Source organism: Rubidibacter lacunae KORDI 51-2, from assembly GCF_000473895.1.
Classification (GTDB): Bacteria; Cyanobacteriota; Cyanobacteriia; order Cyanobacteriales; family Rubidibacteraceae; genus Rubidibacter; species Rubidibacter lacunae.
This window is the reverse complement of the sequence record NZ_ASSJ01000041.1, coordinates 119,150-133,313: the sequence shown is the minus strand read 5'-3', so window position 1 is coordinate 133,313 and position 14,164 is coordinate 119,150. Positions and strand designations below refer to the sequence as shown.

General features: G+C 56.1%; 12 protein-coding genes. 2 read left to right on the top strand and 10 right to left on the bottom strand.

Features of this window, described 5'->3' with window-relative positions:
- Positions 1-216: 216 nt before the first annotated feature.
- The 4 genes from KR51_RS07475 to KR51_RS07460 all read right to left on the bottom strand — a co-directional run bounded on the left by KR51_RS07475 (position 217) and on the right by KR51_RS07460 (position 4,759).
- Entirely contained in the window at positions 217-1,758 is a 1,542-nt protein-coding gene (locus KR51_RS07475; RefSeq protein WP_071783242.1) for a GGDEF domain-containing response regulator, read from the bottom strand.
- 686 nt (positions 1,759-2,444) lie between these two features.
- Positions 2,445-2,729, bottom strand: a complete 285-nt coding sequence (locus KR51_RS07470) for a DUF7219 family protein (protein ID WP_022606413.1) — start codon at positions 2,727-2,729, stop codon at positions 2,445-2,447.
- Positions 2,726-3,100 carry a hypothetical protein gene (locus tag KR51_RS07465; RefSeq protein WP_156915015.1) on the bottom strand — a complete coding sequence of 125 codons (375 nt, stop codon included), beginning with the start codon at positions 3,098-3,100 and terminating at the stop codon, positions 2,726-2,728. The genes KR51_RS07470 and KR51_RS07465 overlap by 4 nt, the downstream gene beginning before the upstream one ends.
- A gap of 612 nt (positions 3,101-3,712) precedes the next feature.
- On the bottom strand, positions 3,713-4,759 hold the full coding sequence (locus KR51_RS07460) for a class I fructose-bisphosphate aldolase (RefSeq protein ID WP_022606409.1): 1,047 nt from the start codon (positions 4,757-4,759) through the stop codon (positions 3,713-3,715).
- Positions 4,760-5,316: 557 nt separating this feature from the next.
- On the opposite strand from KR51_RS07460, the gene KR51_RS19400 reads away from it, so the two are divergent.
- Complete coding sequence (locus KR51_RS19400; protein ID WP_022606407.1) at positions 5,317-5,754, top strand: hypothetical protein; 438 nt, start codon at positions 5,317-5,319, stop codon at positions 5,752-5,754.
- Between the two features lie 540 nt (positions 5,755-6,294).
- On the opposite strand, the gene KR51_RS07450 is transcribed toward KR51_RS19400, so the two are convergent.
- The 4 genes from KR51_RS07450 to psb34 all read right to left on the bottom strand — a co-directional run bounded on the left by KR51_RS07450 (position 6,295) and on the right by psb34 (position 9,459).
- Entirely contained in the window at positions 6,295-7,485 is a 1,191-nt protein-coding gene (locus KR51_RS07450) for an NAD-dependent epimerase/dehydratase family protein (protein ID WP_022606403.1), read from the bottom strand.
- 444 nt (positions 7,486-7,929) lie between these two features.
- Positions 7,930-8,553, bottom strand: a complete 624-nt coding sequence (locus KR51_RS07445) for a Maf family protein (RefSeq protein ID WP_022606402.1) — start codon at positions 8,551-8,553, stop codon at positions 7,930-7,932.
- A 25-nt stretch (positions 8,554-8,578) separates the two neighbouring features.
- On the bottom strand, positions 8,579-9,130 hold the full coding sequence (gene psbP / locus KR51_RS07440) for a photosystem II reaction center PsbP (protein WP_022606400.1): 552 nt from the start codon (positions 9,128-9,130) through the stop codon (positions 8,579-8,581).
- Between the two features lie 146 nt (positions 9,131-9,276).
- On the bottom strand, positions 9,277-9,459 hold the full coding sequence (gene psb34 / locus KR51_RS07435) for a photosystem II assembly protein Psb34 (RefSeq protein ID WP_022606398.1): 183 nt from the start codon (positions 9,457-9,459) through the stop codon (positions 9,277-9,279).
- A 275-nt stretch (positions 9,460-9,734) separates the two neighbouring features.
- On the opposite strand from psb34, the gene aspS reads away from it, so the two are divergent.
- Positions 9,735-11,525 carry an aspartate--tRNA ligase gene (gene aspS, locus KR51_RS07430; protein WP_040655547.1) on the top strand — a complete coding sequence of 597 codons (1,791 nt, stop codon included), beginning with the start codon at positions 9,735-9,737 and terminating at the stop codon, positions 11,523-11,525.
- 97 nt (positions 11,526-11,622) lie between these two features.
- On the opposite strand, the gene KR51_RS07425 is transcribed toward aspS, so the two are convergent.
- Both KR51_RS07425 and KR51_RS07420 read right to left on the bottom strand, forming a co-directional pair.
- Complete coding sequence (locus KR51_RS07425; RefSeq protein WP_022606396.1) at positions 11,623-12,612, bottom strand: ribonuclease III domain-containing protein; 990 nt, start codon at positions 12,610-12,612, stop codon at positions 11,623-11,625.
- Positions 12,613-12,809: 197 nt separating this feature from the next.
- Entirely contained in the window at positions 12,810-14,114 is a 1,305-nt protein-coding gene (locus tag KR51_RS07420) for a homoserine dehydrogenase (protein WP_040655546.1), read from the bottom strand.
- Positions 14,115-14,164 lie beyond the last annotated feature (50 nt).

The following is a 14,164-nucleotide window of genomic DNA, read 5'->3' as shown; positions in this document are numbered from 1 at the left end:
AGGCTCGCTCGCGTGCAAAAAGCTCGTCGTTAAATCCCACAGACTCACATTGCAGATCCTGTTAACAGATCTTGCCACTAGATAAAGTTTTCACTGCTCAACGCATAATAAGTCTTGAAGAAGTTTGGGCTGCTGCTCGGACAGTTAAACATCTCAGCGATCGGGCTGCAAAACTCTATTGCTTGGAAATTGTCCGGAGCCTTCCGAAAGACATCATTACTGGATACTATCGTGTAAACAAATGCCTGCTTCAAACTTGGTGTAACACCCAATCGCTGTTTCGTCAGCAACAGGAAGCTCGGATCGCGCAACACCGACAAGGCCGACACGATCTCGCCCGAGGCGCTTGGCATTATATAGAGCAACATCCGCTGTTGCCACGAGCCAATCTGACGACTGTGATAGCTGGGGAATGCTGGCAGTTACACCCAAACTGAGGGTAACGAACGGACGTACAGGCGAGTTAATGTGCGGCCAGCGTAGAGCGGCGACTTGCCGGCAGATGTTCTCGGCCACAGCAAGAGCCCCGGTCATATCGGTTTCAGGCAGCAACAATACGAACTCTTCACCTCCATAGCGTGCAACCAGATCGGCCGGGCGGCGGGCAGACCGGTCCAATACCTCGGCAATGGTTCGCAGGCACAGATCGCCCGCTAGATGTCCGTAGGTATCGTTAAAGCTCTTAAAACAGTCAATATCGACCATGATTGCAGCTAGTGGCTGTCTCAACCGGCTCAGCCGCCGCCACTCCTCAGCCAGCCGCCTATCGAAGTAGCGACGGTTAGCCCTACCGGTCAACCCATCGCGGGTTGCCTGTCGCAACAGTTCTGAATTTGCGTGCGCGAGTTGCCGGTAGAGCTGTGCCTGGTGGATGGCAACTTCTAACTGACCGGCTAGGTGCGAGAGAAATTCGGTTTCCCAGGGCAGCCACTGGCGCGCGTGACGCCAGTCGTAGATGGCGATCGTGCCCCACAAACGCTCGGTGGCGGCCGAAGCAATATTCAAAATCGGAACAGTGAGGATCGCTGTAGAACGACTGAAGACCGGCAAGGTCGACTGCGTATGCGGTTCGGCTCGCAAAGACTCTCCGCAGAAGCTGCACCTCTGCCATCTCCACGATCCGGCCCGATCGCTGGCAGGATTGTTGGCAGTGAACTTTAGACAGCCGTCCGGATCGGGTGCGCATGGGGCAATGACTACCTGAGTTACCTGTAAGAACTGCTGCACCTCGCGTGCTGTCGTGAGCAGAATATCTTGCATGTCCAGAGACTGACGCACGCGCTCGACAATACCGGCGAGCAGTCTTTCGCGCTCGATCTGCTGGCGCAACCGTTCCTCGGCTTGCTGGCGGTGAATTGCATGCTGCAGCGATCGCACCAGCAGCTCTCCTTCGAGCCCGCTCTTGACCAATAAATCCTGAGCACCTTGCTGAAGTATTTGCACGGCTAGTTTGCGATCGCGTGCTGCTGCGAGCACGACCACGGGTAAGTTGGGGGCAATTGCCTTCACCTTCAATAAGGTTTCGATACCGTCACTATCAGGAAGATATAAGTCTAGAAGTACTGCAGCAAATGCTTGCGCGCCCTCCGATACATCACGGACCGCTTGTAACTTTGCCAAACCTCGCGCCAGACGCGTGGTCGGCACGAGTACAAATGGATTGTCTCTAACGTCGCTGAATAGCTCCGCTAGCATATGAGTTTCTGCTGGATTGTCCTCTAAAAGCAGAACTCGCTGAATGCAACCGATTGTATACACTGCGATCCACTCCCTACTCAATTACCAGTCCTCTCGCAATGACGGGCAACCTCTCTTCTGTCAAGACATCAACCGCAAGACATCACACCCACGAAAATTGACCTTGAGAACTCGATCGAAGCTAAATCGAGCACAACCTGCCGCAATACTCAAGAAAGTCGATTTTTTGCTCGGAAAATACGACGCCGTGCGCCTGGAGAAAGGGAAATATCTTCACAAAAAATTTGTATTTTGCAACGATCGCCAGCTGACTTTGAATAAGGGCTGCAAGGTAGTGTGACGTTGTTACGGTCAGTGCAGAATTGGGTGCGAGTCTATCCGTCGCTGGAGAAGGGAGTGACGCCAGCGATGAAATAGGACTTTACCGAGCGAACGTTCACAATCGCTCAGTGGCTAATGTCACGCGGCTAGGCATTCATCGACCCCTAGCCTGGATTATTCATGAAATCTTATGCAGAGACCCTAAACCTTTTGCCGTGCAAGGATTGCAGACTTTTTTTGCTCAATAACAGTGCGTTTCTATACACGTAGATTGGAGTCTAGTCAGAGCAATGGTTTGAGGCTTCGGCAAAATCTTCGTGAATAATCCAGGCTAGATGGCAAATACCGCTAGCTTAGATTTCTCCTTTAAGGGTAGTTCGACGGGCTCAAAAGGCTAGAAGTCTCTGCTGGCAGGAGTTTTGATATCAAGCCCCCTTGCTCCCGTCTTCATCATTAGGTGGCTCATCCTCAATACCGAGCCCCTTGTAGGAGCGTTTGAGCTGGTTCCAGCAAGACTTGATCTGCCGGAAAGCCACCTCAGGCGCAATTTTCCCGCCTGTTTCGAGGTTGCAGGTGTAGCTGACGCGCTGGGCAAATTCTTGCAGATTTGCATTGAAAACTATGTATTCGGGTTTAACCTCACCGTAGTAACGGTGTCGAGGATACAAGAACTTATCCTTGTTCGAGCCTGAACCATTAGGATTGGTCATCTTGCCTCGTTGCTCAAGTAAAAAAGGCAGAACTCCTTACTGGCTTGCTCCCGCAAGCGAGCTAGGACAGGATGCGACCAGTGTTGGTAAGCCTCGAAGAACGTGTCGAAAAACTTCCTGTAGTCGTTGTCCGCGGGCAGGCGAACGATATCGTCCGGGTCGAACCGCCAGCGGGGGGCACTGCGATCGCTCCCCGCTGCATTCGGAACGTAGAACGCGCCCTCCACAGCATACTGCCAACCATTGCGACAGAATCGCAGCCGGAACGGCGTCGCCAACAAGCTCCCCCAAAATACCCTAGCCGCAGTAGGAGCCGTGAGCCGAGCTGTTTTCGGGTTGATGATTCCAACATCAACCGCTACATCGCTCATAAGATGAAGCGCTGGTTCGTTCCACCGATCCAACTCGAGCTCGATATCCTTTATCATCGAGTTTGTCATTACTATCATCACTTGTCGGTGAGTTGAGTAAGTCGTCCAAGTCGGGCAATTTTATGGCGTAAAGGTCCGCGATGCCAGACTAGCGCTGGCACCCCTAAAGGGAGCAGCGATCGCGCTTGCCAGTAAAACTACTCATCACCATTCCTCAACCCAAACTTAATCTGGATCGTTCTCGTCTTCGCCAACCTTCTTGGCAATCCTGGGCGGGCAGCGGTTAATGCACGTGCGCCACATCTAGCAGTAGCAGTCAAAACTAAATTCATTGAGCACCTCAAGATCTTCTCACAGGGGTCTGGCGGAGAAAGGCAACTGGCAATTAGATCGCAGTCAACGAATATTATCAATTTCACAACTGCTTTGACAAATCGCGCAGCTAGGCCTGGACTTGCAGAGGCTGGCAGCGATCCATGAAAGCATCACTTTCGTGAATATGAATGGGTTAACCGCACCCGCAAATCTGTCGGGGGGCATTCTGCTAGCAAGAAACCCAGCCCTGCAAGTGGGACTGGGTGTTTGACCTAGATGCGTCCGAACGGCTCGGTGTTAGACACCAGCCAGGGCTTGTTCCATCTTGCTGCTGTATTGACCGAGACTTGCGGCACTGTTGAACTCGGCCCGTCGCAACAGGCGCTGCTGCGCCTCCGGAATGCGGCGGCTGTCTCCACGCCAGTAATCCAATGCGGGCTGCTGAATCGCGCGGGCATAGGAGAAGGTCACGGGCCAAGGGCAGCGATCCCTAAATTTGACATTCATGGCGTTGAGGTGAGCGGAGGAATTCTCGATGGATTGCCCGCCGGACAGGAAAGCAATTCCCGCCACCGTCGCCGGAACGTTCTTTTGCAAGCATTGAATGGTTGCTGCAGCAACCTCATCCACGCCTGCTTGCTGCAGGCAAGTTTTGCCAGCGATTACCATACTCGGTTTCAGAACCATCTGGTCGAATTCAACACGCTGGTTCCGGAGCTGGACAAAAACCTCTGCCAAGGTGCGGTCTGTAACTTCTAGACAGCGTTCGATGGTATGGTCTCCATCAATCAGAACTTCCGGTTCGACAATCGGCACCAAGCCACCTTCCTGGCAAAGTGCGGCATAGCGAGCCAAACCGTGGGCATTTGCCTCAATGCAGCCCCAACTGGGAAGATCCCCAGCCGTGTCGATTGTAATCACTGCCCGCCACTTCGCAAATCGCGCGCCCATCGCATAGTATTCGGCGATGCGATCGCGTAAGTTGTCCAGCCCTTCCGTGACTTTTTCACCCGGATGACCCGCCATATCTTTAGCGCCAGTGTCCACCTTGATTCCGGGAATCATGCCGGCATCCTGGATGAACTGTACGAACGGCGTTCCATCTGTCGTTGACTGACGGATCGTCTCATCGTACAAAATGGGACCGCTGATGTAATTCGACAAGTTGGGTGCTGTCAGGATCAACTGACGGTAGACTTGCCGGTACTCTTCCGTAGTAGGGATACCGAGAGCGGCAAACCGCTTGTTGCAGGTGCCGTTGCTCTCATCCATAGCCATGATGCCTTTGCCTCGAGCGACCATCGCTTTCGCTGTCGCTCTGAGTTCTTGAGCGTATGCTCCCATGCCAACCTCCAGGCTTCACTTTACGCAAATGAGACAAAATATCAACACGAGCTCTGACAAGGACCGGACGCTAGACCCCCTTTAGCGCAATGCTTCTGGAAACAACAGTCCCCTCAGTCGTCCTCTATAGAACACGACAAACAGAGGAGAGAGCTACCATCCCTCGGGATAGCTTGGCGACAGGTGCCAGCGAGCCAGCTCCCAAGCCGTTGCCGCTCCTATACGCCTAAGGTCTGGGTTTTAGCGACTTTACCCATCAAACTCGCGAATTCTCAATTATCGCTGACCGCATCATAGCCTAATTGAGATAATATCTCAACAACTACATTGCACGGCAACGCTTAAGTCAGAGTATTCAGCAAGCTGCGATCGCTACTGCGAGTGGGATATGGTGCATGCCGAGCTATTGTCGGACGCTGTTGAGGGCTTGCTCCCTAGGCGATCGCGGTCGACCGAACATTTTTCCGGTCGCAAGCTCGTCCGGGCTGGGGCTCGAGATCGAATATCCCAAATTTTGTCGGGGCATTAAATTTACCCTCGCGTAAATAAAGAAAATCATGAACGCAGCAGAACAAGCCTATACGCCAGATTTAGCTTGTAAGATTGCCCAGACCGCTCTCACGTTTAAGCACGAATTTCCTGATGCTGGAGTGGATTTTGCCCCCTGGCTTCGAGATCCCGATACGCAAAGTAGTATCGATCCAAACTCTATCGACCTGAGTTTTTATTTTCCGAGGTGCAAACCAGATTGCCAGAGTCGCTGCGTCCTCGTAGAGATTCGGTTTTCAGGAAAATTGCCGAACGGTACTGCGCGGATGGTTGGGATCGAGATAACTAGCTTCGATGGTCGGGGTCAAAAATGGCGATTTTCTACAGTAGGTGAGTGGGGCTTCAGCGGTAGAGAAATTCCTACTCCTTGCGATCGAGAACGGCTAAAAAGATTTTGTCGATCTACATTCAAATTATTTCAAATTTCGGTAGAACCTAAGCAGTAATGATAAATTGTCAAGCAGTAATGATAAATTTTCTGGGGTGTCCCTGAAGCCTTCCCCTTCTCTCCATGTCTCAGGGTCCTACCTGCCAAGATCGACACACGGTCAAGGAAGATTGTATTCACACGGGCAAACAAAACTTTCTCTGTAAACAGTGTGACTGCCTGTTTGTCGAGAACCCAACCCACAAGACCACTGATGTCGATACCCGCTCACTCGTCGACCGCCTGCTGCTAAAGCGCATTTCCAGGGATAGAATTGCCTGCGCCTTGCAGGTTTTCGAGCGATGGCTTCAGGATTTCGTCAAGGTAAAAGTCGATTGAGCTGAAGTGTAATACCAACTCCAGGGCACCGCGTTGCAGATCCCGCGACTGGGTTCTATGCCTGGCAAAAGTTTGTAGCGATCCAGGTGCAACCACCCCTAGGAAACGAGTGTACCCCCGTCAACATGAGAGTCCTGCCGACTAGTGCCCACAACCCTACCGCGCAGCGGGCGTTTCCTTCCCCCGTGCGCGGTTACCGCGTTGCCATCGAGACCCTCCCCTAGACGCGTGCCAGCTGCTCGGGATGCACCTGACGCCACTTTGACGTGCACAGGATCTTGGAGCGATCGCAGCGATCGGTATACTTGCTCGCGATCTCAACGACCTCTTGCATCAACCCGCGTTCCAGTTTGGTCGGCTGCAGTCCCATGTCCAGGAAGCACTGGTTCTCCACAAAGAGTTCGTTTTCCTTCGCTTCGTTGCGTGGGTTTTCCAGGTGCTGGATCTCCGCTCCTGTCAGATTTGAGACGATCCGCGCTAGATCGCGGACGCGGTGGGTCTCGGTCACCTGGTTGAGGATTTTGACGCGATCGCCTGCTGCCGGCGGATTGTCGATGGCCAGCTCGATGCAGCGCACCGTGTCTTGGATATGGATGAACGCGCGCGTCTGACCGCCGGTGCCGTGGACCGTCAGCGGGTGACCGATGGCAGCTTGCATCAAGAAGCGGTTGAGAACCGTACCGTAGTCGCCGTCGTAGTCAAACCGATTGATGAGGCGTTCGTCGCGCTGGGACTGTCGGGTATTCGTTCCCCAAACCACGCCCTGGTGTAGGTCGGTGATGCGGACGCAATCGTTCTTGTTGTAATAATAGAAAAAAAGTTGATCCTGGGTCTTGGTCATGTGGTAAATGCTGCCCGGATCGGCGGGGTGCAGGATCTGCTTCTCGATCGTGCGCCCGTCGTCAGTGACCACCTGAATGTCCAGATAGCCCTCGGGAATCTTCATCCCAGCCGTGCCGTAACCATAAACGCCCATCGTGCCCAAGTGCACCAGATGCACGTCCAGACCCGACTCGACGATCGCGCACAAAGTGTTGTTGGTGGCGTTGAGGTTGTTGTCGACGGTGTAGCGTTTGTGAGTGCTGGACTTCATCGAGTACGGAGCGGCCCGCTGCTCGGCAAAATGCACGACCACGTCGGGACGGTAGGTACGAAACAACGCGAGCAAGCGATCGTATTCGCGTGCAATATTTAGGCGATAGAACGAGATGGTCTTGCCAGAGATTTCCTGCCAGGTTTTGAGGCGAACGGACATTGGCTGAATCGGCGTCAGCGAGTCGGTTTCGAGTTCGTTGTCGATGTTGCGCCGCGACAAGTTATCGACAATGGCAATGTCGTGCCCCTGGTCGGACAGATGCAAAGCCGTCGGCCAGCCGCAGAACCCATCTCCGCCGAGGATGATGATTCTCATGCTGCTTCTCCTGCTCGTCAGTTGGTGAGTTTGATTGTACCCGTTCGGGGCTGCTCGCAACCGAACGCCAGTCCGGGCGGTTGTTTGCAATTAGCGGTCCACGCGCGCGCAGCATGCCTTCATACAGAAAGGAACTGAACCTTGTAAAGTTTAGACGCTATTGTAACCAGCCAGGACACAACAACCCTGTTTTTAGGGCGATTGCTCATTTTCCTTTGGGGCTTTGATTGCTTGTGGTTGCCGTCGGGATCCCCGCGCGCGATCGCAGCCCGACGGTCCCAAGACTACGTAGGATAGAGGGTCAACAATCCCAAATAATTGCAGTTTGAGTTGTTGGAAGCGCGCCATCCAACGCGTCGAACGAGTAGATGCGTTCGGCGCAGGGAGTGCAACACTTATCCTTGCGAGGAAGTTCGGGTGCGGTGTGGAATGATTTCTCCCTGCTTAAGAATCTGCCCAGAAATCGCTGGGTTCGTACCCGAGGGATTGCAGCAACTCCCGCAGGAGCGGCAAGCTCAAGCCGATGACGTTGGTATGGCAGCCTTCAATCGCTTCGACGAACAACCCCCCGCGTCCTTCGAGGGCGAATGCGCCAGCGCACTGAAGCGGTTCGCCGCTGGTAACGTAATCCGCGATCGCGCGATCGCTCGCCCAGGCGAAGTGTACCTGCGTGCTGCCGCAGCGGACGATTTCGCGTCCGCCCTGCAGTTGGTCGATGGCGGCGTGACCGGTCAACAAGGTACCCCACCGGCCGCGCATGCGCTGCCAGCGAGCGATCGCTGCCGCTGGCGTCGGTGGCTTCCCGTGAACCTCGCCCTCGAAGACCAAAACCGAATCGCAACCGAGAATGAGGCGATCGCTAAACTGCTGGGCAACAACGCGGGCCTTACAAGTGGCGAGCTCGCACACGAGCGCCTCAGGATCGTCGAGCTGCACCTGCGACTCGTCGAAGTGGCTGCGGCATACTTCCGGGCGGAAGCCGGCAGCATCTAACAGGCGGCGGCGCGCGGGCGATGCCGATGCGAGTACCAATTGTGGAATGCGGCGGGCACTCGCGCGAACTCCCATATAGCTAATCCCTCGGAAGCGAACGTCAATACACGCGGAACGAATCGACCATAGCCTCGTACACGGCACTAAGGCGTTGCCACCGTCGTTCCGGAACGGACACGTTGAAGGTGAATAGTTTGTCGTGGCTGACCGCCACGCTAGCCAAATTGTGGCGCTGCTGCCCGCTCGGCAAGGTGACCGCGTATTCCAGTCGATAGTAGGTTTGAGTGCCGACGTTCCCCAACTCGGCCCCGACGAGATCGGCTTTACGGTCTGCACCCGCTGGTGCGATCGCGTTCTTCAGCAAGCGATAGCCGACCTCGGACGGCGAACCCAGCGCTGCCAACGTCTTGCCCGGTGCCACATCGCCGATCGCGACGCTGAGATTTTCGGTCCGTTCAACAAAATCGCGCAAGACCAAGTCGATCTCGCTCGAGCCGCTATCAACAGTCACTTCTACCCACCCGTTCGGATAGCGGAACTCATAGCCCCTCGTCGCGTTCACATAAGCCTGCAAACCGCTGACGCCGGTGCTGCAGCCGACCGAACCCAGGTACAGCAACGCGATCGCGAAAGCTAGAGCTAGCCTAGTCATCAAAAACGCCTCGAAAACCTCGCGCACCCTTCGCTCATTGTCTCACCCGGCGGACCTCGGCCCGTGATGTACGGCCCCGAACCAAACTACATAAAACCCAAAAATAGCCCCGCGCGCTGCGCGAGGCGACTGGCTCTAGCTGGAGTCTAGGCAACGGAGTTGGACGCAACCACAGCGACAAACATTAAACCCGCCAGCAAAACTGTCGAAAGAGCACCCAAGATGATGTAGTTGCGCTTCTGGCTGGCCGTCGGCGGGTCGGCCCTGTAGATTTTAGGAGTGATGGCGTAATTATTTAAGCGACCGCCGTCTTCTTCTACGTAAGGCATATTTTAAAGTCCTCATCGAATGTAATTTCTTAACAAAGCTTAACAGGGAGCAGCCGTTCCCGTATCCCTCTAGCGGAACTTGTAACAATTTGGCAATTGTCGGGAGCCTATCGACGAGTATCGGGGCAACTGCTGGCGTTCGCGGTTATGTGTCACCACGGGCGCGGGCTGCTAGCTGGGCCCGCGCGGTTGCCCCCGTCCGGGGACCGGGAAATACCGCATAATGGTCGAGTCCTTTGAGATAGGGTGGGCGACTGATAACGATGGGCGAGTCGATGCGGACGCATTATTGTGGCGACGTGCGCGCCAAGCACGTCGGTACGACAGCGACCCTGTGCGGGTGGGTCGATCGCCGTCGCGACCACGGCGGCGTGGTGTTCCTGGATTTGCGCGATCGCGCAGGGGTAGTGCAAGTCGTCAGCGATCCCGAGCGCACGCCGGACTCGTACGTGCAAGCCGAGGCAGTGCGCGGGGAATACGTCGTACGGGTGACAGGGCGCGTTAGCCGCCGTCCGGACGAGTCGCTCAATCCGAAGCTGCCAACCGGCGAGGTGGAGATTTACGCCGATCGCATCGAGGTGCTGAATGGCGTTGGCAAGCAGCTGCCGTTTCCGATATCGACGACGGAAACCGAGACCGTCCGCGAAAACCTGCGCCTGAAGTATCGCTACTTGGATTTGCGACGCGATCGCCTCAATCGCAATCTCCGCTTGCGTCATGCGATCGTCAAAGCCATTCGCCGCTATCTAGAAGACGAGCATCAGTTCGTCGAGGTCGAAACACCAATACTGACGCGATCGACCCCCGAAGGCGCGCGCGACTATTTGGTGCCATCGCGCGTGAATCCTGGAGAATGGTTCGCGCTGCCGCAATCGCCACAGTTGTTCAAACAGCTGCTGATGGTGGCGGGCTTCGATCGCTATTACCAAATTGCTCGCTGCTTCCGCGATGAAGACCTGCGCGCCGATCGCCAGCCGGAGTTCACGCAATTGGACATGGAAATGAGTTTCATGTCCCAAGAGGGAATTCTGACCCTGAGCGAAGCGTTGATCTGCCACATTTTCCGTACGGTCAAAGGGGTCGAGTTGCCGCAGCCGTTCCCGCGCCTGACCTATGCCGACGCCATGGCGCGCTACGGTTGCGATCGACCGGACACGCGCTTCGGGCTGGAGCTAGTTGACGTCTCGGACATCGTCAAGGACTCGGGGTTTAAGGTGTTTTCCGGCGCGGTGAAGAGCGGCGGCTTGGTGAAGGTGCTGCCGATTCCGGGCGGGAACGACGCGATTTCCAACGTTCGCATCAAACCGGGTGGCGATCTGTTCAAAGAGGCAACGACTGCCGGTGCCAAGGGCATCGCTTTTATCCGCGTTCGCGACGGCGGCAACATCGACACCATCGGCGCGATCGAAGACAATCTCACCGACGAACAAAAGCAAGAGCTCTTAGCGCGGACGGGTGCCGAACCGGGACATCTGCTGCTGTTTGGGGCCGGCGAGTCGACGATCGTTAACAAGTCGCTCGATCGCCTGCGTCAAGTTGTCGGCGCAGAGTTAGGACTCATCGACCCGGAGCAACTCAACCTGCTGTGGGTCACGGATTTTCCGATGTTCGAATGGAATGCTGACGAAAAGCGTCTCGAAGCGCTGCACCACCCCTTCACCGCGCCGAATCCCGACGATCTCGACGATTTGAAGACTGCCCGCGCTCGCGCTTTCGACTTGGTGTTAAACGGCGTCGAAATTGGCGGCGGCAGCTTGCGGATTTATCAGCGAGAGATTCAAGAGCGAGTATTTGAGGCAATCGGGCTAGCGCAGGAAGAAGCCTACGCCAAATTCGGGTTCTTGCTCGACGCGTTCGAGTACGGCACGCCGCCCCACGGCGGCATTGCCTACGGCTTGGACCGCCTTGCCATGTTGATTGCGGGCGAGGAATCCATCCGCGACGTGATTGCCTTCCCGAAGACGCAGCAGGCGGCCTGCTTGCTCACCGAAGCGCCAAATGCGGTAGACGAAAAGCAGCTCGGGGAACTCTTCGTCGCATCGACTTACGAACCTGACGCCGACTGACGCGCGATCGCCTCTCGGCCGAGTCGCGTTTAACGTGCAGCTCGCTCGGCCGGGCACGTCGGTGGCTCGGGTATTGTGGCTAGGGTATTGCTGTTGCTTACTCTTCTTCGCCTTGCTTCTCTTCCGCGTTCTGCTTCGCCGATTTACCCGTGAGAATTTCCTGGAGACGATCGCGGCCGTCGTGGTAGTCCTTGCTGGAGTAGCCGAGAACGTTGTGGACGAGCCACTTCTGCGGCACTCCACGTGCCTGTAGCCGCACGATCGCCTCTCGCAAAATTGCTTCCTTATCGAGGAAGCGCTCTACAAACCAGTCCCGCGCTTGCCGAAACGCTAGTTTCTCGTTCTCGGACGAGTAATCCAAAAACGCTTGTGCCAGCAGCATTTGTACCGGCTTCGTGCCCCGCGGATTCAGCAATCGCTCGCGATCGGCATCCGTTAAATGCTGCGCCCAGGTGGTCTGAAACGCGTTTGTCGTTAGCGCCCGGCGCAGCGCGCACAACAGGTCCACATCGACCTCTGGCAGCATCTCAAACAAGTGGTCATCCAGAATTGCCGGCAGCAACAGATCTCCCAGCCACCGCAATTGTTTCTCCGGCTCTTTGCGCTCGGTAATCTTCTTGAGGTGTTTCTCTAGTAACGGCGCAATGAGGTGTTTCTGCAGCCAATTGCGCGCTTGCACGTAGCCGCGATCGCGATGAATGGCCCCTACCACGGCTCGAAGGGTTTTCTCAAACGGGTTTTGCGCCTGCTTGCGCAACAGCGGCCGCGACTCCGAGGCAGCCAGAAACGGGTAGGTATTGCCTAGGTCCAGATGGAACCACAAGCTCGTCAGCCGATCGCTCCCCGCCAGCTTTTCCACCAATCGCGCGCATTTCCCCGTTTCCAGGTACGGACAAAATCGGTAGAGATAATCCGCGATCGCCAACTCCAGCACCGACCGTCCCAGATACTCGAGGCGAATGTTGTTCGTTTCCGGTTCGTTCGCCTGTTCGGCGTAGGAAAGGTCCGTCAGCGCCAGTCGCAACATTTCCTCAGATTTGAACTGCAGGTGCAGCTTATCTTCGACGTCTGTGGGATTCCATTCCATCAGTAACTCCGGCACGTATGCACCCTGTCAGGATCGCACGATAATTTGCTCGACCGCAGGATTTTCCCTGAAAAATTAACCTTACCGAGGAGCGGCCGCCGCCAGGGTCTCCTGTTAAACCGAATCACTCGGCTTGCAGCACCTCACTACCCGATTCAAAGCAAACTATTCAATGCATCCGACTTAAAGCGATCGATTCAAAGCACTCGCAATACGCTCGGAATCGCAATCTGCTCGATTGCCCCCGACGCCAGCTCCGCGAGCGCGTCGCGGAAGTTGCCTTCGCGCACGTCGTGCGTGACCACGACGATCTCGGCCAAACCCTCCCGGCGGTCCGTCTGCACGATCGACTCTAAGCTCACATCGTGTTTGCCAAAGGTCGTGCCCAAATATCCGATGACCCCCGGGCGATCGATGCAGTCGATGCGGGCATAAAACCGCGTGACTAGCTCCGTTATCGGCACGATCCGGCAATCGGCCTGTCGCATATAGCTCATCAGACCGTGTAAGTCGGTTCCCTGGGGTTGCGTCTTCATCAACGCCACCAAACTCACTAAGTCCGCAACGACCGCACTGGCAGTCGGACCCGCACCCGCACCCGGACCGAACAGCATCACCTCGCCGATCGGGTCGCCTTCGATGAAAATTGCATTGTTGACACCGTTGATGCTAGCGAGCGGGTGTTCCCGCGGCACCAACGTCGGGTGGACTCGCACCTGCAACGCGTCGTCGTTAGTATTGCCTGCTTCCCGCTGCGCGATCGCCAGCAATTTGATCGCGAATCCCAACCGCTCGGCGTAGCCGATGTCCGTCGCTCCGATCTGCCGGATTCCCTCGCAGTGAATATCGTCTAGCTTCACCCGATCGCTGAAGGCGATCGCGGCCAGAATGGCGATTTTGTCCGCCGCATCCAACCCATCCACATCGGCAGTGGGGTCTGCTTCTGCGTAGCCCAAACGCTGAGCGTCCGCGAGCACTTCGGCAAAGTCCGCTCCTTCCGTTGCCATGCGCGTGAGGATGTAATTCGTCGTGCCGTTGACGATTCCCAGCACCCGCCGAATCCGATTGACGCTCAGGGCGTGCTTCAGCGGTTGGATCGTGGGAATCCCGCCGCCCACAGCTGCTTCGATCGCCACGTAGACGCCTGCCGCCCGGGCGGCGGCAAAGATTTCATCGCCATACCGCGCGATCGCCGCCTTATTGGCGGTCACCACGTGTTTGCCGTGGGCAATCGCCTTGAGGATGAGCGATCGCGCTGGTTCGAGCCCGCCCAAAACCTCCACGACAATATCGACATTCGGGTCCGAGACAATCGCATCGAGATCGGTGGTCAGCAGCTCCGCCGGGAGGGAGATGGAGCGCTGCTTCTCCAGCGATCGCACGCCCGCGCGCGCGATGACTAGCTCCCGGACGAGCGGGTGGCGTTGGCTCGGGTCGAGCAATATCGCCGCCGTTCCGCTGCCAACCGTTCCCAAACCCAACAATCCTACTCGCAACGCCACAACTCGCTCTCCAGCATGCCCGATAAATACAGATCGTCGACGGGGCGACT

Bases quoted from the DNA above. Each gene is read 5' to 3' on its own strand.
- KR51_RS07425 (WP_022606396.1), bottom strand. From the start codon at position 12,612: ATGGAATGGAATCCCACAGACGTCGAAGATAAGCTGCACCTGCAGTTC.
- KR51_RS07445 (WP_022606402.1), bottom strand. From the start codon at position 8,553: ATGGGAGTTCGCGCGAGTGCCCGCCGCATTCCACAATTGGTACTCGCA.
- KR51_RS07470 (WP_022606413.1), bottom strand. From the start codon at position 2,729: ATGACCAATCCTAATGGTTCAGGCTCGAACAAGGATAAGTTCTTGTAT.
- KR51_RS07450 (WP_022606403.1), bottom strand. From the start codon at position 7,485: ATGAGAATCATCATCCTCGGCGGAGATGGGTTCTGCGGCTGGCCGACG.
- psb34 (WP_022606398.1), bottom strand. From the start codon at position 9,459: ATGCCTTACGTAGAAGAAGACGGCGGTCGCTTAAATAATTACGCCATC.
- aspS (WP_040655547.1), top strand. From the start codon at position 9,735: ATGCGGACGCATTATTGTGGCGACGTGCGCGCCAAGCACGTCGGTACG.
- KR51_RS19400 (WP_022606407.1), top strand. From the start codon at position 5,317: ATGAACGCAGCAGAACAAGCCTATACGCCAGATTTAGCTTGTAAGATT.
- psbP (WP_022606400.1), bottom strand. From the start codon at position 9,130: ATGACTAGGCTAGCTCTAGCTTTCGCGATCGCGTTGCTGTACCTGGGT.
- KR51_RS07465 (WP_156915015.1), bottom strand. From the start codon at position 3,100: ATGAGCGATGTAGCGGTTGATGTTGGAATCATCAACCCGAAAACAGCT.
- KR51_RS07460 (WP_022606409.1), bottom strand. From the start codon at position 4,759: ATGGGAGCATACGCTCAAGAACTCAGAGCGACAGCGAAAGCGATGGTC.